This window comes from Mangrovitalea sediminis (genome assembly GCF_002514725.1).
Taxonomy (GTDB): domain Bacteria; phylum Pseudomonadota; class Gammaproteobacteria; order Pseudomonadales; family Oleiphilaceae; genus Mangrovitalea; species Mangrovitalea sediminis.
Genome location: NZ_NTLB01000007.1, coordinates 268,190 through 286,162, shown reverse-complemented (window position 1 = coordinate 286,162; position 17,973 = coordinate 268,190). Strand labels below are relative to the sequence as shown.

General features: G+C 56.2%; 16 protein-coding genes and 1 tRNA gene. 5 read left to right on the top strand and 12 right to left on the bottom strand.

Annotation, left to right across the window (positions count from 1 at the left end):
* Positions 1–59: 59 nt before the first annotated feature.
* The 4 genes from CLR77_RS18380 to CLR77_RS18365 all read right to left on the bottom strand — a co-directional run bounded on the left by CLR77_RS18380 (position 60) and on the right by CLR77_RS18365 (position 2,825).
* Positions 60–266, bottom strand: coding sequence for a CsbD family protein (locus tag CLR77_RS18380; RefSeq protein ID WP_097462156.1), 207 nt, complete (start codon positions 264–266; stop codon positions 60–62).
* A 412-nt stretch (positions 267–678) separates the two neighbouring features.
* Positions 679–993: a BON domain-containing protein gene (locus CLR77_RS18375; RefSeq protein ID WP_097462155.1), complete on the bottom strand. Its 315-nt coding sequence runs from the start codon at positions 991–993 to the stop codon at positions 679–681.
* A 111-nt stretch (positions 994–1,104) separates the two neighbouring features.
* On the bottom strand, positions 1,105–1,362 hold the full coding sequence (locus CLR77_RS18370; RefSeq protein WP_097462154.1) for a GlsB/YeaQ/YmgE family stress response membrane protein: 258 nt from the start codon (positions 1,360–1,362) through the stop codon (positions 1,105–1,107).
* A gap of 158 nt (positions 1,363–1,520) precedes the next feature.
* Entirely contained in the window at positions 1,521–2,825 is a 1,305-nt protein-coding gene (locus CLR77_RS18365) for a PGAP1-like alpha/beta domain-containing protein (RefSeq protein WP_097462153.1), read from the bottom strand.
* Positions 2,826–3,117: 292 nt separating this feature from the next.
* Here CLR77_RS18365 and CLR77_RS18360 point away from each other — a divergent pair, with 292 nt between their 5' ends.
* Positions 3,118–3,828: a Crp/Fnr family transcriptional regulator gene (locus CLR77_RS18360; protein WP_097462152.1), complete on the top strand. Its 711-nt coding sequence runs from the start codon at positions 3,118–3,120 to the stop codon at positions 3,826–3,828.
* Positions 3,829–3,871: 43 nt separating this feature from the next.
* Here CLR77_RS18360 and CLR77_RS18355 read toward each other — a convergent pair whose 3' ends face one another.
* Complete coding sequence (locus tag CLR77_RS18355) at positions 3,872–5,194, bottom strand: SAM-dependent methyltransferase (RefSeq protein WP_097462151.1); 1,323 nt, start codon at positions 5,192–5,194, stop codon at positions 3,872–3,874.
* Positions 5,195–5,294: 100 nt separating this feature from the next.
* The gene (locus tag CLR77_RS20230) at positions 5,295–7,142 is read right to left on the bottom strand and encodes a transaldolase family protein (RefSeq protein ID WP_198962823.1); all 1,848 of its coding nucleotides are present in this window, start codon (positions 7,140–7,142) and stop codon (positions 5,295–5,297) included.
* A gap of 501 nt (positions 7,143–7,643) precedes the next feature.
* On the opposite strand from CLR77_RS20230, the gene CLR77_RS18340 reads away from it, so the two are divergent.
* Positions 7,644–8,759, top strand: a complete 1,116-nt coding sequence (locus tag CLR77_RS18340) for a GGDEF domain-containing protein (protein ID WP_143269444.1) — start codon at positions 7,644–7,646, stop codon at positions 8,757–8,759.
* Positions 8,760–9,381: 622 nt separating this feature from the next.
* Positions 9,382–10,131, top strand: coding sequence for a class I SAM-dependent DNA methyltransferase (locus CLR77_RS18335; protein WP_097462149.1), 750 nt, complete (start codon positions 9,382–9,384; stop codon positions 10,129–10,131).
* 69 nt (positions 10,132–10,200) lie between these two features.
* Here the strand turns inward: CLR77_RS18335 and CLR77_RS18330 are convergent, their stop codons facing one another.
* Both CLR77_RS18330 and CLR77_RS18325 read right to left on the bottom strand, forming a co-directional pair.
* Positions 10,201–11,208 carry an adenosine kinase gene (locus CLR77_RS18330; RefSeq protein ID WP_097462148.1) on the bottom strand — a complete coding sequence of 336 codons (1,008 nt, stop codon included), beginning with the start codon at positions 11,206–11,208 and terminating at the stop codon, positions 10,201–10,203.
* A 148-nt stretch (positions 11,209–11,356) separates the two neighbouring features.
* Entirely contained in the window at positions 11,357–12,601 is a 1,245-nt protein-coding gene (locus CLR77_RS18325) for an MFS transporter (RefSeq protein WP_097462147.1), read from the bottom strand.
* A 69-nt stretch (positions 12,602–12,670) separates the two neighbouring features.
* Here CLR77_RS18325 and CLR77_RS18320 point away from each other — a divergent pair, with 69 nt between their 5' ends.
* Complete coding sequence (locus tag CLR77_RS18320) at positions 12,671–13,117, top strand: helix-turn-helix domain-containing protein (RefSeq protein ID WP_097462146.1); 447 nt, start codon at positions 12,671–12,673, stop codon at positions 13,115–13,117.
* Positions 13,118–13,263: 146 nt separating this feature from the next.
* On the opposite strand, the gene CLR77_RS18315 is transcribed toward CLR77_RS18320, so the two are convergent.
* Positions 13,264–13,331, bottom strand: a tRNA-Ser gene (locus CLR77_RS18315).
* A gap of 680 nt (positions 13,332–14,011) precedes the next feature.
* Complete coding sequence (locus tag CLR77_RS18310) at positions 14,012–14,989, bottom strand: SDR family oxidoreductase (protein WP_097462145.1); 978 nt, start codon at positions 14,987–14,989, stop codon at positions 14,012–14,014.
* Between the two features lie 104 nt (positions 14,990–15,093).
* Here CLR77_RS18310 and CLR77_RS18305 point away from each other — a divergent pair, with 104 nt between their 5' ends.
* Complete coding sequence (locus CLR77_RS18305; RefSeq protein WP_097462144.1) at positions 15,094–16,035, top strand: AraC family transcriptional regulator; 942 nt, start codon at positions 15,094–15,096, stop codon at positions 16,033–16,035.
* Between the two features lie 241 nt (positions 16,036–16,276).
* On the opposite strand, the gene CLR77_RS18300 is transcribed toward CLR77_RS18305, so the two are convergent.
* Positions 16,277–16,975, bottom strand: coding sequence for a glutamine amidotransferase (locus CLR77_RS18300; protein ID WP_097462143.1), 699 nt, complete (start codon positions 16,973–16,975; stop codon positions 16,277–16,279).
* Complete coding sequence (locus CLR77_RS18295) at positions 16,972–17,967, bottom strand: homoserine dehydrogenase (protein ID WP_097462142.1); 996 nt, start codon at positions 17,965–17,967, stop codon at positions 16,972–16,974. Before CLR77_RS18295 ends, CLR77_RS18300 begins: the two co-directional genes overlap by 4 nt.
* Between the last annotated feature and the right edge of the window lie 6 nt (positions 17,968–17,973).

Sequence of the window (17,973 nt, the reverse complement as noted above, 5' to 3'; positions counted from 1 at the left end):
CCTGGCCGTCGCACTGCAACTCGAAGACCGGGTCAGCGCAGTTAAAGCCACAGGGAATGTCAGGAACCCTCTTTCTCGAAGAACTTATTAACCTGCTTCTCGGCTTCTTCGCGGGTGATCGCGTAGCGCTCCTGAATGAGGCCTTGGAGTTTTTCCGCACGGCCTTCTGATTTTAAAATCTCGTCTTCCGTGAGTTTCCCCCAGGCGAGCTTGGCTTTGCCGATTTGCTGTTTCCACTTACCTTTCATTTCGTCGACGGTTGTCATGACGTTTTGGCCTCCTGGCTCATTATCGTGTCACTGTTTCTCAGGGTGGCGGACGGGCTCGTTTGGGCCGCTTATCTGGCATCGTTGGATGCGTTTGAAGATGAGGTTCAAGAAGCTCCATGCAAAATTCAGCATATCCGCACCCATAATAATGAACACTGGGAATCACGCTGTCCGTACGCTACCACACAGAGTCAATTCGTGTGGATCCTGCGCTGCATTTTGTCGGGAGGCTATAAGATAGAATCCACGCCCGCGAAAGGGGTCGTGCACAAACATTTCAGGGACTCACGAATGAAAAAGTAGAGCGGGGTAGAACAGGATTTTCTTATAAGGGCGCCGTCACTCATGGCCGCTTCTGGCCGTGCTTTCCCCCGCCGGGGATTGTGAAGGCGGGGCGTGACAGCAGTGCTTATTTTATCTGCATATCATTTTTGACGGATTGAACACCGGGGACTTTACCCGCAACCTCAACGGCTTTTTTAGCCGCAGCTTCCGAGTCGACGAATCCACTGAGTTGAACCGTTCCCTTATAGGTTTTGACGTTGATCTGGAACACCTTGAGAGCGGGATCGTTGAAAATGGCTGTCTTCACTTTGGCCGTAATTACGCTGTCATCAATGTAGCCGCCCGTGCTTTCATGGGTCGCTGTAGAGGCGCAGGCCCCGGCTGTCGCTAGTGTCAGGCCCAGCAGCAGTGCTGCAGCGTAGGCTTTAATGATTTTCATCTTCTCAATTCCTGGTGGCGCAATGGGGCCGCTAAACCCCTTTTAAGGCGACGTAGTGAAAGTGCTACGCCGCCCGACCTTGTTGATCCCTGAACCGGATGTTGTTCGATCTCAGGAATGTGGCGTTCGGGTGATCAGGTGGTACACCACGAGCAATACTGCGGCCCCAACCACCGCCACGAGCAGGCTGTATAGGTTGAACCCACCAACACCGGCCATACCAAAGAAGTTGAACAGCCAGCCGCCAACCACAGCGCCAATGACACCGATGATAATGTCCCCTATCACACCTTGTCCCGTGCCGCCCACAATCCAGCTGGCAATGAATCCGGCAATAAGCCCGAGAATGATCCATGCAAGTAATGACATAGTCGCCTCCCATTTCCCGATTCGGTGGTTATTACGTTCCTTGTTTTGCCCGAACGGGATCCGATCCCGTTACCGCCTAGGCATTCTTGTACGAATCTATTCGTTTCTGAACGAAGCGTCGGTGCGGTGCCGAACTTAGTCTGAAGCATCCTTCATGGTTAATTGCTGAATAGGGAACGCCGTCTGCTTGTGCGGCAGAGGTCCCTGTCGTTCCGGGCGGCGAGCCAGCCCTCAACCTTTTCGTAAACAGCCGGCTGGCTCAGCAATCCAAAGTGGCTGGTGCCGTAGGCTATCCACTGCTGAGGCAGGGGAATCGGCAGTTGTAATTCCGCTATTTTATGTCTGCCCAATGCACTGTTGACGGGAACCAGGCCATCTCCCAGTAATCTCTCACCGATGTTGCCCGGTTCTTTTGCCGTCGTCGCAGCGACCGCGTAGCATCGAACGCCCTGTGGCAACGGAACCGTCCGCCGCCGGTCTGCCATACGCTGGAAACGATCCTGTCCCTGCCAGTCTTCGTCCAACAGGTATCCGTAACGCAGGTCGGTAATGCCGGCGCTGCGGATCTTGCCAAGACGTGCGAAGGGGGCTGTGTAGGGCGTCGCGCCAAGTGTCATATCGACCCAGTTGCCCCCGCGCTCAAGCGGCGAGCCGTGGTGGGGTGTGCCGAGGAAAACGATGGTCTTTAGAGGCTTCAGCCAATGGCCGTCTGCCTGCGCACCGTAATAACAGGCGCTGCGCGTAATCAACCCACCCATGCTGTGAGCGATGATCACCAATTCTGTTATCGGGAGCGGCCACTCTTGGGTCAGCGTTTCCAGTAGCGACGCAAATTCGCGGCCGTTTGTCGAAATGTGACGACCACTGTTGTAGTGGAGGAAAACGGGGGTATAACCCAGGGCCTGAGCCAGGCGAACGTAGCGTACGACACCTTCAACGCCTGGTGTTTCTGATGTTTCGCGACCCCATTGCAGGTCGTTCATGCAAAGGCCGTGCGCTAACACCATCACCTTGTTAGAGGCTTGTGGAAACGCCTCAGAAAGTAATGTTCTTTGCAATGCCAAAGGTCGGCCTTGCTGACGCAGCGTCATGGGAATGGCCAGAGGACTGCCCGACTCTTCAAGGTAATCCCCGAGAACACCGTTCAAGGCGGCAACAACGGCCTCTCGAGCAAATGATGAACCGTCGGGATCAACCAATGGAACGAGTTGCTCTATCAGGGTGTCCAGGATATCACCCACCACCTTGGTGACTTGCCAGATACTCCGGTAGATCAACTTTATGCCACCAGCTATGGATAGCGTGGATGTCTCCGGCGGCGGCTGCAGACGCAAGACCGTGTAGTGCACCGTTTCCACCAGTCCGGTCAAACCGGTAATAGCGTCTATGACCAGTCGGTTAAGTCCCTGTATATCCGAAGGATGTATGTGGGTTGTCTTGATGCGCTTCGGTAAAGGCTTCACGCCATTCCTCCTGGCACTTCTACGAAGTTGCCGTAAGCCCTATGAAATGAGCTGATGTGCCGGATCGACGGCTTCTGAATACGGATCATGGCATCCCGTCCGCTCCGGTAAGGGGGATCGGAGTAAGCTTGGACGAATAGTTGGCATTGGACGGTTCGGTAGCGTACAGAGCGTGCACGCCTGCGCAGATTATTGATCTGAGTCAGAGGGTGGCTGGTGTTCGCGGATTAGGATCGAACGCGGGCGCTCGCTATTTCTGGTGTGCATAGGGTGCCGTGCAAGGAGGCTAACGATGCCGAAGATCGTCTGTCCACAGCAGAACCATTTATTTGCGGCTTTACCTATCGCTATCCAGGAGCGACTTGCCCCGCATCTGCAGCAGGTCTCTCTGGCATTGGGAGATGTGATCTATGAGCCAGGTGCGGCTTTGCAGCATGTCTATTTCCCAGCGGACGCCATTGTTTCGCTGCTCTATGTCATGTTGGATGGTGCTTCTGCCGAAATCGCCGTTGTTGGTAATGATGGGGTGATCGGTATCGCGCTATTTATGGGGGGGGACAGCGCCCCGCATCGGGCCGTGGTTCAAAGTGCGGGATTTGCCTATCGGTTGCCGGCGAAAGCGTTTAAGTCAGAGTTCAGTCGTCATGAAGAACTCATGGAATTGATGCTCCGTTATACGCAGTCATTGATCGCGCAAATGGCGCAGACCGCGGTATGCAACCGACACCATTCGATCGACCAACAGTTATGTCGCTGGCTATTGTTGTCATTGGACCGTTTGCCGGATAACCAGTTAACGATGACGCAGGAGCTCATCGCCAATATGCTGGGGGTTCGTCGGGAAGGCGTGACAGAAGCCGCCGGCAAATTACAGAAACTTGGCGTCATCTCCTATCACCGTGGCCACATCACCGTCCTGGACCGGCCAAGACTGGAGCAGTTGTGCTGCGAGTGCTATGCCGTGGTAAAGAAGGAGACCGATCGGCTGTTTACCCATCAGTGAAATAAGTCCGCCTCCTGACTTCAAGGTATTGGGTGAGCAGATATCACTGATAAAGATCCCGTCGCGTTAATGGCAAATCCACAAGCCCTTCCTGTTGTTTTGCCGCCAGTATTTGATAGATCCCCATGGACCCGGACTCAAACTGCAGGGCACATGCGGTCATATAGAGCCGCCAAACGCGAAATATCGCCTCGCTGACCTGAGCAAGTGCTTCCGCTCGGTGTGCCTCCAGTCGACTTACCCAGTGACGCAGTGTGAGGGCGTAGTGGGGGCGGAGCGCCTCAACATCGCATATCTCAAAACCGATTCGTTCCATGGCATGCTGGACGTTGCTCACGCTGTCGAGCTCACCGTCAGGAAAGACGTAACGCTTGGCAAATTCCATGGCGACCGTCTTATGCTGCCCTTCTTCTTTATCGGTAATGCCGTGATTTAGAAACAAGCCCCCCGGCTTCAGGACACTGTTCACCGCATGGAAATAGGCCGGCAAATGCTTACGCCCGACATGTTCAAACATGCCAATACTTGCGACCTTGTCGAAAACCGCCCCTTTCGGCAAATCCCGGTAGTCGAGCAACTCTACGGAAACCTGGTCTTCCATTCCAAGTGTCTGGATTTTGGCGTTGGCATATTCATATTGTTTGCGGCTCAACGTGATGCCATGCGCATGGACACCGTAATGCTGAGCGGCATGACAAATAAGCGCACCCCAGCCGCACCCGACGTCCAAAAAACGCTCACCTGCCTTGAGGCGAAGTTTGTGGCAAATGTGATTCAGCTTGTTGTGCTGTGCTTGATCAATACTTTCGGTTGGTTCATTAAAATAGGCGCATGAGTAGACCATCTGGTCGTCAAGCCATAGATGGTAAAAGTGGTTGGATACGTCGTAATGGAACGCGATGGCTTCACGGTTGTGTGCTTTCGAATGGTGCGGTAACAGCTTGGCTTTCCAGGATTGCGAACTACGAACGGACGCCTGGCTTTGAACGGCCAACGAGGATGGATGGCCAGCAAACAGCAGGGCATAAAACAGAGAAATCCTGTCCTTAAGGGATAATTTCAGGGACTGTAAATGAGTCCGCTCCAGTAAGAGTGCGTAGAGACTGCCTTCAACGTCGACATCACCGCGGAAATAGGCCTCGGCGAGGCGCAGCGGGTCGGGATGCCACGCCAGGTCGCGCAGGATCTCCGCGTTGTTTACAACGATGGTGGCTTTGGGTTGGGCCTGTCCCAGTGTGATTTCCGTGCCATCCCACAGCCGTATCTTGATACCCCCGGTATAATCCCGGAATATCTGCTCGGCGACGTGCCGGACTTTACTGCAATCTACCGAGCCCTGTTGAAACTTTGCGCTATTGGTCTCCATGTGATGTCTCCTTCTCAGTGCGTCTCCATTGGGTAAAACCTGTTCGGCGCAAAATGCCGTTGACGCGTTTTAGGTTGTTGGTGCCCGCTAAGATGGCTGTTCATTCTGAAGTGCCGCGGTCACGCCTGCGGACATTGATCAGCGCGACGCTCTTGTCCGTGAGGTGTTTCAGTAGTTGCAGCCAGGTTGTAACCAGCGCCTTCACGCTGTCGTCCTGTAACTGGCGAGCGAGCATGTCAAGGTCGATGCCGGCTTGCTGAAACGACGCCATTTCGGCCAGCGTGTCCGTCTCTCGAAGTCCGTGGCGATCCATGAACTCCCCGTGATCTGCGCAGGCGAGGAGGGTGTTCTCCGTTATGATGTGGATGGTATCCGGCGCGGCTAACGCTTCGACATGCCTCATGTCTGACTCCATCCTGTCTTTGCTGTTGTTACTGACCCAAGCCAGCCTTTGCGGGTGGGCCCCGGCAATGGCAAGGCGACGCCACCGTGGTGAATCCAGAAGCTTGCGATAGGCCTGGTAGGTGGCGGCGCCGATGGCCGTACCAATCTGGTCGTACGGCCTTTGCGGAACCCGGTCAGGGCCGGCGTGGTCCCAGGCATTGACACAGACGGAAGCGATCGAGCCGACCTGCAGGTTCAGTCCGGACTCAAGCCGTCGTTCGATACCTCGCAGGTAGGCCTCGGCAGCGGCCAGATAGTGTGCTGGCGAGAACAGGCTGGTGACGTTAATCGGCACACCGGCATAGATGGAGGCTTCGATGGCCGGCAAACCCTCAGGCGTGCCTGGAATGCTCACCATCAGGTTGGGGCGGTCCGCCAGTAGTTGGATATGCCGTGCGGCCCGGATGCTACCTTCGCTATCCCTGGCCAGCAACGGCGAGATATCCATGGCAACCCAGCCATTAACGTGCTGGCTTGCTTCAAATAGCGGTAGAAAAAGGTCTGCGGCGCGACATAGATCCTCCAGTGCCAGTTCGGTGAGAAGCTGCTCTCCAACGATCCCTTTCTGCACCTTCAACCGAATGCCAGGGTCATAAGCCGGGCCTTTGACGATGGCGTTGTCCAGGACCGGTGGATTCAACGTCAGACCGGTAATGGTGTCACCCTGGATGTAGCGCCCCAGCGTGCCGTCATCAAGCATTTGTCGAGTGACATTGTCTAGCCAAAGGTTTTGCCCCAGCCTGCGCAGCTGACCGATCGGTTTCATGACGCCCCCGGGAAAACGACTTGCGTTGTGAGGTGGCGATGGCTGTTCGCTGCTGACGACGCGATCACCGAGAAAATCGGAGAGAGTGAAACTGCAGAGTTCGCCGATGTGTGAGAGGGTCCGGTCCGGCGCTGGATCTATGTCGACATCTTCGGATTCGCCAGCGTAATGGCCCTGCCTGACGAAGACAGTGGTCAATTGATCTGCCATTTGCCGTTTCATCGCCGCGAGCAGCTGTGGCTTGTCATCCGCGATGACGTAATGCTGAGCAGGGAAATGTCGCTGTAGGCTGTTCAGTCGGCGCTCCTTGTGTGGGTAGACGAGAACGCAGCCGTCGACAGCCTCCCAAAGGCCGGATGTCTGAATCTTGCGTGGCTGAAACAGGATGTCGCCATCGGAAAAAATGACCGTGGTACCGAGTTTTCTAAGGTGCTCGATGGCGGCGAGAGCCTTCGGGTACAAAAGGTCTTTGAAGGGATAGTCAAGCAGACGGGATGACATCCGGATGAGCATGGTTTCACCATCATAGGCGTCCTGTAACGCCTGCAGCGCGCCCAAATAGTCGGCATAACCCAGGCGTTGACGCCGCTCGGCATAGATCGACCAGTAATGGGTGCGTGCCGCCTTACCCACAGCGTCATCCAGCCATTGGGTGAGATCGGCCACGAAGCGGTCGTTATCCAGCAGCGTGTTGTCGACATCCAGCAGGAACACCCGTGGGGCAAGCGCCGACATCATGATGACTCCCCAGCATTACGGTACTTAATTCGCTGTTACCGAGTGCGGTGGTGGTCTTTGCACCATAAAACCTACCCTCGGCCAGCCAGTGCCTTTTCTTTTTCATAGTGATATACGCCGGGTCAGCCACGCGTTCTGTGCGATAGCGAACGTAAGGGGGTTGCAACGTCTGTGAGCCCGGCTTTGTAAAGTCTAACGGTGCGCTGGGAATATACCTGCGAGAGAGCCTGCCGGATCTTGGGGTTCAATCTGCACTTAGCGAAACAGGGGAGGGGATGGTCGCCAGTGCTGTTGAGATGGGTTGACTGGCCAGAGGTTGTTCCAGGTTTTTCCCTGATGGTCATTTGCCTTTGTCCAGCCGGATAGGCTGATTGTGCCCGGCCATGGGGCCGCGGGGCTCCGCTCCCGCCTCGATGAGCTATACTCCGTTCGTTATGACTGGACTAACGGCATATCGGTCGCTTGTGTGGTGGCTCTGCTGCAAAAGGGTATCCTTGTCCTGTGAATATTTCCTATATCTTTCTAGAGGATACTCTCCAGCCCGATCTCAGGAAGCTGCGTTGGGTAATGGTGATCGGCGGCATACTCATCGGCTTGTTCATGATCGCGGATTTGGCGCTGCTGCCGTCATCTTTGCACCCGATCTATTTGATAGACCGCCTGTGCCTGCAGCTTCCGGCGGTGCTTTTGTTGCTGTTGTTCACCTTTCATCGCCGCTTTCCAAGCTACTACCAGGTCGCTCTGGCAGCGAGCATTCTGGTACTCACCTACGCCAACTATGGCCTGATCTATCTGTGCTGGCGCCAGAGTCAGATTGCCTTCCCCTACGAGGGAACCCTGCTTTATGCGTTTTTCGGTTTTTTTGTTCTGGGCATGTCTTTCCGGTTCGCCGTTGTGTATTGCATCCTGGTGTCGGCAGGGTTTGCATTGTTGGTTTTCAATTTTCCCATTTACGGTGAACATACCCAGGTCGTCTTCGGTTTCGTGGTGGCTTCACTTTTTATTGGTACCATCGCAATTTACCGCCTGGACGATCTTTTCGCCCGTATCCACGAGGCCAACGCGCAGCTTCAGCAGATGAGCGCCACCGATCCACTGACCAACCTTTTCAACCGACGCGCCCTGATCGAGGAGAGTGAACAGCTTTTTAATCTCAGTCGCCGATCTGGGAAATCGATAGCGGTGTTCATGGTCGACATGGATCACTTCAAGGAATTCAATGACACCTACGGACATCTGGCCGGAGACAAGGCCATCATCACCCAGGCCGAGATACTGCGGGCCGTCTTCAGGCGTCAGACCGATGTGCTGGGCCGCTACGGGGGTGAGGAATTCCTGGCGGTTACGCTCGATAGTGGCGAAGAGGACTGTGATGAGCAGGCCAGCGAAATTCTGCGCCACTGGCAGGAGAAGCAGATTCCCTGCGCGATCAGCGGTACCGAGGGCTTCCTTAGTTGCTCGATTGGCATCTGCCACGCCATTCCCGGCCGGGAATGGCGCCTGGAGGACATGATCCGCTGCGCTGACGAGTCACTTTACCGGGCCAAACGCGAAGGACGCGGCCGGTTCGTCCGAGCCCCCATCCAGGCCGAAGCCGTCCCGGCAAACCCGGTTTAGTCCTCTTTAAGGTGCGCCGATTTCAGGCCGCTACACACTGCCCAGTCTAATAAGGAAGCTCGTAGTTCTTTGCGCAACTGGGCAATTCTTCCGCATGTACGTTGTCTCCTGACTACGTTGTCTCCTGACTACGTGGGCTTGAGCCATTGTCCTTTTAAGGAGCCGCGAATTTACGGATGGATTGTACTGCCATCAGTCGTCTGGATACTTCAGCGCAGGTTGTCGAACAACGACGCAGGGACCTGCGTCGCGAACTATTCGCCCAATCTGGAGTGCATTCAATGAGTATTATCAAGAACTGAACAACTGCTGAAGTTTTGAACGGTCGCAGGTATTGGTGTGGCGCGTCCAAGAGGGTTCTAACTGGACCAGTGAGCGCGAGGACCTGTTTGATTCATTCGTCGCGCTGAAGGGTCCAGGCGTAATCATTTCGCCTGATTGGGTTCCGGGGTAACTGAATCTCAGCGTGGTGAGAACCATGATCTAAGGGCGTGAAAGTCAATGACGCCGACCCGCTTGATCCGGAACCCGGACCGTCCACGGGGTAAACTTTGCGCTTCGCAAAACCCCCTGCCTACTATATGATCAGCGACCCTCAAAACCGCCCATCCGTCAGGTTCCGATGTCCTCGACTGCGCTCTATACCGACTTATCCGGCTACTACGACCTCATGTGCGCCGATATCGATTACCCGGCGCAGAGCAATGCCGTGCATCGTCTGCATCAGTTGTTCGGCAACCAGGGCAGGCGACACCTCGATCTGGCATGCGGCACGGGGCCTCACATACGGCACTTCATTGATTTCGGCTATGACTGCATGGGACTCGACATTCATCAGCCCATGCTGGACCAGGCCCGAAACCGCTGTCCCGAAGCCCGGTTTATCCTGGGCGACATGAGCGAACTCCGTGTCGAGGAACCGCAAGACCTGATTACCTGCTTCCTCTATTCGATCCACTACAACCAGAGCCTCGACAAGTTGAAGGCCTGTTTCGGCAGCGTGCACCAGGCCCTGAGCCCCGAAGGGGTGTTCTGCTTCAATCTGGTGGACAAGAACCGGATCAACAACAACCTGTACGTGCAGCATAATGCCCAACACCACGGCAGCCATTTCCTGTTTCGCTCCGGTTGGCATTACGACGGTACCGGCGAGATGCAGTCGCTCCGGCTCCGCATCGAGAAGACCACGGCGGGAGAAACCCAATGTTGGCAGGATGAGCATCGGATGGTTGCGGCGGGGATCGAGGACGTGCGGGCGTTGTTGGCGCCGCTTTTCGAGGTACATGTCTTTGAGCATGACTACGAGCGGATCTTGCCCTGGGATGGCGAGTCCGGCAATGCGCTGCTGGTGTGTGTGAAAAACGGCGACTGACGGTGTCGCAGGAAGGCCCGGGGTATAAACCGCCGGGCCTTCTCGTATCCGGTCTCAAGGTCCGGGCGGCTAAGCCCCCAAAACCTCACGTCGAATCCGTCGATGCGCGTCCGCCGGCAGGCGTGGACCAAACTGGCAGATCAGCTCGGCGCAGGCGGCCGCCGCCAAACGCCCGGCGGTAGCGTAATCCCGGCCTTCGGTAATGGCGTAGAGAAAAGCTCCAGCGAACAGATCGCCGGCGCCATTGGTGTCCACCGGCTTCACCGGCTTGGTTGCAATTTCGTGCAGTTGGTCGCCGTCCCAGGCCCAGGCACCCTCGGCGCCGCGGGTGATCACGACACCTGTGGCGCACTGCCGGAGTTCGCCCAGGGCAGAATCCAGGTTATCTGCGCCGGTGAACGCCATCGCTTCGTCTTCGTTGCAAAACAGCAGATCCACGCCGTCGCCGATCATTTCCCGCAGGCCGTCGCCGAAATGGGCCACGATGCCGGGATCGGAAAGGGTCAGAGCCACCTTCACGCCGTGCTCCTTGGCCCTGCGGCGCAGCGTGATCGCCGCTTGCTTACCGCTCGGTGACGGGGCCAGATAGCCTTCCAGATAGACATACTCGGACGCCTTCAGGGCCTCTTCGTCGAGATCGTCTTCGCAGACACCGGCCGACACGCCCAGAAAAGACTGCATGGTGCGCTCAGCATCGGAGGTGATCAGCACCAGGCAGCGGCCGCTATCGCCCTCGGGCCGGTCGCCCCGGTCCATGTTGGTGTTCACGCCTGCTGCCTTGAGGTCCCGCACATAGAAGGCCCCCGTTGCATCGTCGGCCACCCGGCAACTGTAAAAGGCCCGGCCGCCAAAATAGCTGGTGGCGATGATGGTATTGGCCGCAGAACCACCGCTGGCTTCCTTGTGAGGCCTGGCCTCCGCTTCCAGTGCATCCACCAGCTCCCGCTGACGATGCTCGTCCACCAGCGTCATCATGCCCTTCTCAAGCCCCATCTTCTCCAGAAAGGCATCGCTGACTTCCACCTCGGTATCAACCAGCGCGTTACCGATAGCGTAAACGTTGTAAAGCTTGCTCATGGGTGGTCTGTCCCTCGTCTTGTCATGGTTGGGGGGGCGAAAGGCGTGGCCCGGATGGTGTTACCGCATGATAGTGAACTGGAGGGGGGGCTCGCCACTGATGAGGGGCAATGGTGGGTTTCGGCGGTGTTTATGGCGGTGATGACGTTCATTGAGGATGTTTGGTGTGGGCGGAATGGAAATGTCTAAACATGACTCCCATTGCGACCAAAATTAGTCCTCCAGCGACCAGGAAAGTCAACCTCATCCCTGAGGTGATACCAAGGGCAGTAGCGTGAGATAGCTCGTCCGTCCCCACCCCGAAGGCGAAGGTGGCGCCCATGGCGGACGCCCCGGTGATCAGGCCAATATTGCGGGACAGGCTGAGCAATCCGGAAACGGTGCCTCGCCGATCACTGAGGACGTTCGCCAGCGCGGCTGTGTTGTTGGCGGCTTGGAAGAGTTGATAGCCCGGAGTCAGTATGATGATGGAGAGCACATAGCCTGTAACGCCAATCATGTTCGGTAGCAATGCCAACAGGAATGCCCCGGCGGCTAGCAGTATGAGACCGATTGCGAGCATGTGGGAATAGCCAAAGGTATCCACCAGTTGCCCGGCTGGAACACCGCTGAAGATGGAAATTACGGGGCCGACCGCCATGACAAAGCCGACCTGCGTCTCCGTCAATCCAAGCCCCATGCCGAGATAGAATGGGCCAACCACCAGTGTTGTCATCATGACGGAGGCTACCAGTAGGTTGGCGAGAAGGTTGGGTGCCAGTCTCAGATTCATTTCCGAGCGTAGGCCTATAGAGGCTGCCTTGCCTTTGTTAGGGGAGGGAGGCAGCATCGATATGGCTAGGAAGAGAGCCAGAATCGCCAGCGGCACCTGCACCCAGAAGATGCCGCGCCATCCCGTCATCGGTATCAGCAGCCCGCCGAGAGAAGGGCCGAGAGCTGTCCCCATTGCCGATACCGTGCCGAGCAGGCCCATGGCCCGCCCGATACGCCCCTCGCTTGCAGTTTGGCGCATCAAGGCGATGGCGAGCGTCATCAGAAAGGCCGCGCCGATGCCCTGAAGAGCTCGCGCGCCGATCAATAACCACAAGGTCGGCGCGATGGCGCACAACATAGAGGCGCCGGCGAACACGGCAAGACCAGTGGCCAGCATAGGCTTCAACCCAAGTCTGTCTCCGAGCCGCCCAGCGATCACGACTGAGATAGTCAGGGCTGCCAGATAGGCCACGACGACCGCCTGCACTTGTACGAATGGTGCCGAAAATGCCTTGGCCAGTGTCGGGAGTGCGATATTTGCGATGCTCGTGCCGAGTGACGCCAGCAACATCGCCAGCGCCAGTGGGATCGTGACCCTCGCGGGTGTCTTCTCCAATGCGAGCAATTCTGTCTGTTCCATCGTCTTTTCCTCTTGCCTGAATTTCGGTTTGAGGACAGACTAATTCTTCAAGTTAACTTGAGGTCAAGCGTGAAAGTTCTGGATATCGGAGATGTCGCGGCGCTAAGCGGAATCAAGCCTTCGGCGCTGCGCTATTACGAGGAAGCAGGGCTGATTTCCTCGATTTCCCGGCGTGGGTTGCGTAGACAGTTTTCCGACGAGGTACTGTTGCAGCTCAAGCTCATCGTGATGGGAAAGTCGGCCGGGTTCTCGCTTGAAGAGATTGCTGGCATGTTCGGTCGGAACGGAATGCCGGAGCTGTCGCGCGACGTGCTTCACGCCAAAGCGGATGAGATCGACCGAAAAATCCGAGAGCTGATAGCGTTGCGCAATACGATCCGCCATGTCGCCGATTGCCCGGCGCCCTCTCATTTAGAGTGTGCGACGTTTAGGCGATTATTGGATGTGGCAGGTAAGCGAGGCGGTAGGCGCCGAAAAATAGCAAAGCCAAAAAGGGGCGTCAGCCCTACACGATGAAGCTTATCCGGTCGTGGCCATAGCAAAAGGGTCAAGCAGCCCGGCGGCTCGTCAGCGTGCGGTAAGGAACGGGGTTAGGGTCAGTTGCACCGGGATGCCGGGGCAAAAAGGCTGTGATTCTGTGCTTTTGAAAATTAAGGAAAAAATGGCGCGCCCGAGAGGATTCGAACCTCTGACCTCTGCCTCCGGAGGGCAGCTTCTACCTATGGTGCACGGTGTCGGAGAACGGTGCTAATTGTGTTAATTCAAAAAGATAGGTCTCATGTAACGCCTTCTCTGAAAGCCTTGCTGGAAGCGGTTTTCGACGATTAATGACGATAGATGGGCACAGGCTTGTGAGGTTAGGATCGTCTCGGCTTTTCGTTTTGACCCTTGGTTTCTCCTCCATTTATTAATTGTGTTTGCATTCTCGCTAGATAACAGCCAACGAAAAAATGTCGAGTTTGGACTGTCCATTTTTGGCAGGACTGAATCGTCACTATTGCTACGGAGTCTTGCCAGCCCTGCGATAAAACTGGATGACCTCTATGCTTTATTTGGAGCATCCCGCCAACGAACTGGCTAAACTCATTTATCGGGGTTTGACCGGTACATCGCTCCAATGGCAGGTCCTCTGTGCCTAGCAGTGTCGGGCGGTCGCCAGCCCCCCCCCACGGGTGAATGGGAAAATTGGAGCACGACCACCAGTCAGAGATGATTCGTACCGTTATGCCGTTGTCACAAGCGGACTCTGGGAGTGGACTCTTTTCAGAGCGCTGAGTCGGATTAATGAGTTTGAATGCCGAAATACAAACAAGCATTTTGCGGTTGTTGGGGGCGTTCATGGCGATTCAGCCAAAGCGAAAACCGTATTCCCTGTGATAAGCCTGGGACGGTTAAATGAAGTGGCGCGAGTCAGGTGCTTTGCCCGGACGCGCTGGCGCCGGCTGGAGTTGCTGCCATGTCCGCGAGCAACCCCGGCCCATTCGGCGCCCAACCGAGCACCTCCTGAGTGATCTGGCTCGTGACCGGGTTGTCGGTGCCGATAAAGGGCGCCAGCCAGCCGAAATGCCGCTCTGCCTCCCTGACCGATAGGGATCTGGATGGCACACCCAATACCGCACCGATTTCCTCAGCGATAGCCCGTAGCGTGATTGGCGCCTCGCCGATGGCGTGATAATGCGCGCCCGGTTCACCGCGCTCCAACGCCTGGACGAACAGTGAAGCGGCATCTTGGCGGTGCACGGCACACCACCGGTTTTCTCCCGCGCCAACATAAGCGGAGACACCTTTTTTTCGCGCAATGGCGATCAGTTGCGTTACCAGCCCCTGCTTTGTCTCGCTGTGGACCGAGGGTGGCAGCCTCACCGTTACCGCGCGAAGGCCGCGCTCAGCAAGTGTTTTTACCACTTGTTCAGACTGCGCCCTTGCGCCACCAACCGACTGGGCGTCTGCCGCATCGGTCTCCTCCGCGAGCCGTCCAGCCTTCAGCGCCATGGTCGGAAATGCAGCGATTAGCGGTGCCCCAGTCTTTAGTGCATGGCCCATGGCTTCAATGGCTCGCTGATCGGCGCCAGCGGCAGTGACTGTGAACCGTCCGACAATGCCCGTCGGCAACCCTCCCAGCATTACCCGCAAGCGCGAACCCACTGTCATGTGCGACAGGGCGTGAAAAAACGCACAGTGGATCACGCCATCCGCTTTCCCCGCCTCTTGGTGCAGGATTTCGAGGTCTTCGACGGTCCCGCGGGCCACAGTTGCTCCCCTAGCCCTCAATTTCTTCGCCGATTCTTCCGAGCGTGCCAGCCCAGTGACCTCATGGCCGACGGAGATCAGTTCGCTGACGATGGCTGAGCCGATGAAGCCGGTTGCTCCAGTTACAAATACACGCATGGCCTATCTCCTATTCCTGTTGAAGATGAAGGATAGGTATTGGTGATTGAACGCAAAACCCTCTATAGTCCAAATAAATCCATCAATCGTTCAAAACTTCCAAAATGGATCCACTCTCTGATTTGCTTTCGCTATTGAAGCTTCGTAGCTATGTCTCTGGTGGTTTTAACGCCGGTGGTGATTTTGCGGTTCAATTCGGCCGACATGACGGCATCAAGTTTCATGCGGTGATATCAGGGGAGTGCTGGGTTTCGGTCGAAGACAGGTCCGAGCCACTGCGCGTTCGGGAAGGGGAATGCTTCCTTCTGCCGCTTGGCAAGGCGTTTAGGGTATCGAGTGATCCCTCCATTGAGGCTGTCGACGTGCAAAGCATCTTGCCTGCGACGGCCGATGGCAGGATCATTACATACAATGGTGGCGGCGATTTTCTCAGCGTCGGTGGCTACTTTACTCTCTCTGAAGGGCCGGCGGATCTTCTGCTGTCGACGCTTCCTTCGATCCTCCACATCCATGACTCCCAAAATGGCGAGACGTTGCGCTGGTGTGTGGAGCGCATGCGACGGGAACTGTCCGACCGACAGCCTGGCGATTTCGTGGTTGCGCAGCAGCTGGCGACCATCGTCCTAGTCGATGCCCTGCGTAGTCATCTTTCGCAAGTGTCGCCGGAGAGACAAGGGTGGCTCGTCGCGCTGAGCGACACGCGGTTGGCCGCCGCCATTACAGCGTTCCACCAGGCGCCGAATGAGCGTTGGACGCTTGTAGGGCTCGCCCGTGAGGCTGCCATGTCTCGCACCGCGTTTGCCGTTAAGTTCAAAAAGGTCGTTGGAGTGACTCCCATGGACTATCTGACTCGGTGGCGGATGCTCTTGGCTGCCGACCTCTTGACGTATTCCCGCCAGTCGCTGCTAGAGATCGGAACTTCGCTGGGATACGAATCCGAAAAATCCTTCAGCGCGGCTTTCAAGCGGTTCATGCGTTGTTCGCCGCGCCAGTATGGCCGTAAAGCAAGGAGTGGGCTTTACTCCAAAGCGCCACTAGCTGTTTAGATATGATCCAGGCATGCGTTGGGCCTACTTACCAATGACAGATAATAGGCTGCAAGCAGACGGGTATCGATAGGCTTTGCAATGTCAGCTTTAGCAAATAATCTGACAACATAAACGCCTTCTAGGCGGGACTCAGACTAGAGCAGACCTTTCTTTCCATTTGATTCGATGAAGATACGCCATGGGTCAGATAGTCGCCTCGCCCTTTTCACGGTATCCAACTTGACCTGCACTCAACTCACTAATCCAACGCCATCAACCAGTCAGCCATAATGCGCCTTGTTTTAGCCTCAAGCATCGTGGCATATCGCTGGGCATCGGCCCGTAAGCGTCGTATGTCCAACCCCTCCTGAACTATCTCGTGGGTTAGTCCCATTAACCAATGTTCGAACGATCGAGATTTCACTTCAATGTGAAATTGCAGCGCGAGAACGGTATTTCCTCGGGCGAAGGCCTGATTGTGACAGAGGTTTGTCGAAGCCAGATTCGTACATCCTTCGGGTAGATCGAACGTGTCGCCGTGCCAGTGCAGGACGGGTTGATCTTCCAGTTTTCGCAGTATGCCTTCGCAGACCGCCAGTGATGCCCAGCCGATCTCCTTTGTTGGGCCTGGGTAGACGTTTGCGCCAAGGGCGGCGGCGATGACTTGAGCTCCCAGGCAAATTCCCAACGTGGGACGGTCTTCCCGTAGGCGTCTCCGTATCAACTCGATCTCGGTAGAAATAAGCGGATAGCTTGCGGCATCGCCGACACCGATAGGTCCGCCGAGGATTACCACAAGGTCGGCCGCTAGCAGGGCGGTAGCATCGAGGGTGGTAACCGCCACGTCGACATATTCAATGTGATAACCGGCTTGTTCCAGTGGATCAGCAAGTGTCCCCAAGTCCTCGAATGCTACATGGCGTAGGGCAAGTACAGTCTTATTTTTGTCACTTGTCATGAGATTTCCCTTAGGATGAGTTCCAAATCCTTCAGTGCAGCCGCGGCAGTGGCTGTGGGCTCGGAGCTGCGGGCTATGGAAATGATTTCTCCCATCTTGTCGGTACGGACACGCAGGGCCTTGTCGTGTCCGGTTACAAGTGCGAATACATCGTCGGCTGGGATGGGTTCGATACCGACACTGGCCCGGAAAACGCCACCCTTCTGTGTCACGCGGCCGATCAGCTTTGGTACCTTGCCCCCTGCCCGCAGCTCGGTGATGGTTTGGACAGTGATATGCTGGATTCCTTCAACGACAAAGTCGTCCAGCGACAGGCTGGCACCAAGGCCGAAGTTGGCGAGGATCAGCAATTTGGCAGCGGTATCCCATCCCTCGATATCCTTACGCGGATCACTCTCCGCCATACCTAGCTGTTGTGCTTCTTGCAGGGCTTCATCGAGGCTTAAGCTTCGCTCCGACATGGCGCTCAGCAAATAATTCGTTGTCGCGTTCAGGATGCCTTCGATGCTATGTATTTCACACCCCATCAGACTGTATTCGAGTAAATCGATGGCTGGCAGGGCTGCGGCAGTAGCACCTGAAACCTTCAGAATTGCTCCTGAGTAAGCAGCGCTTTCTCGAATCTCGTTGCCGCTCACCACGAGCGCACCCTTTGAGATGACGATGGTATGGACACCCTGTTTGAGTGCACGTTGGATGTAATCCAGCCCTGGCTGTCCTGTGCGAATGTCGGTTGGGCCGGCCTCGATCAAAATGTCGGGGTTTTCGCCAAGTAAGAAGTCTGGACCACAGAGGCCTGGAATCAGTTGGTCAAGATCGTCAGCGGCGAGCCCGTCTGCGCAAGCTTTTCCTGTACGAGACCCGCAGGCTGCGACCAGGCACAAATTGACTCCGTAGTCCCGTGCATAACGTCCCTGTCGCATAAAAAGCAGCTCAGCCACTTTCCTCCCCACGCCACCGATGCCTGCAATGGCAATCGTGATCCTTTTCACAGAAGC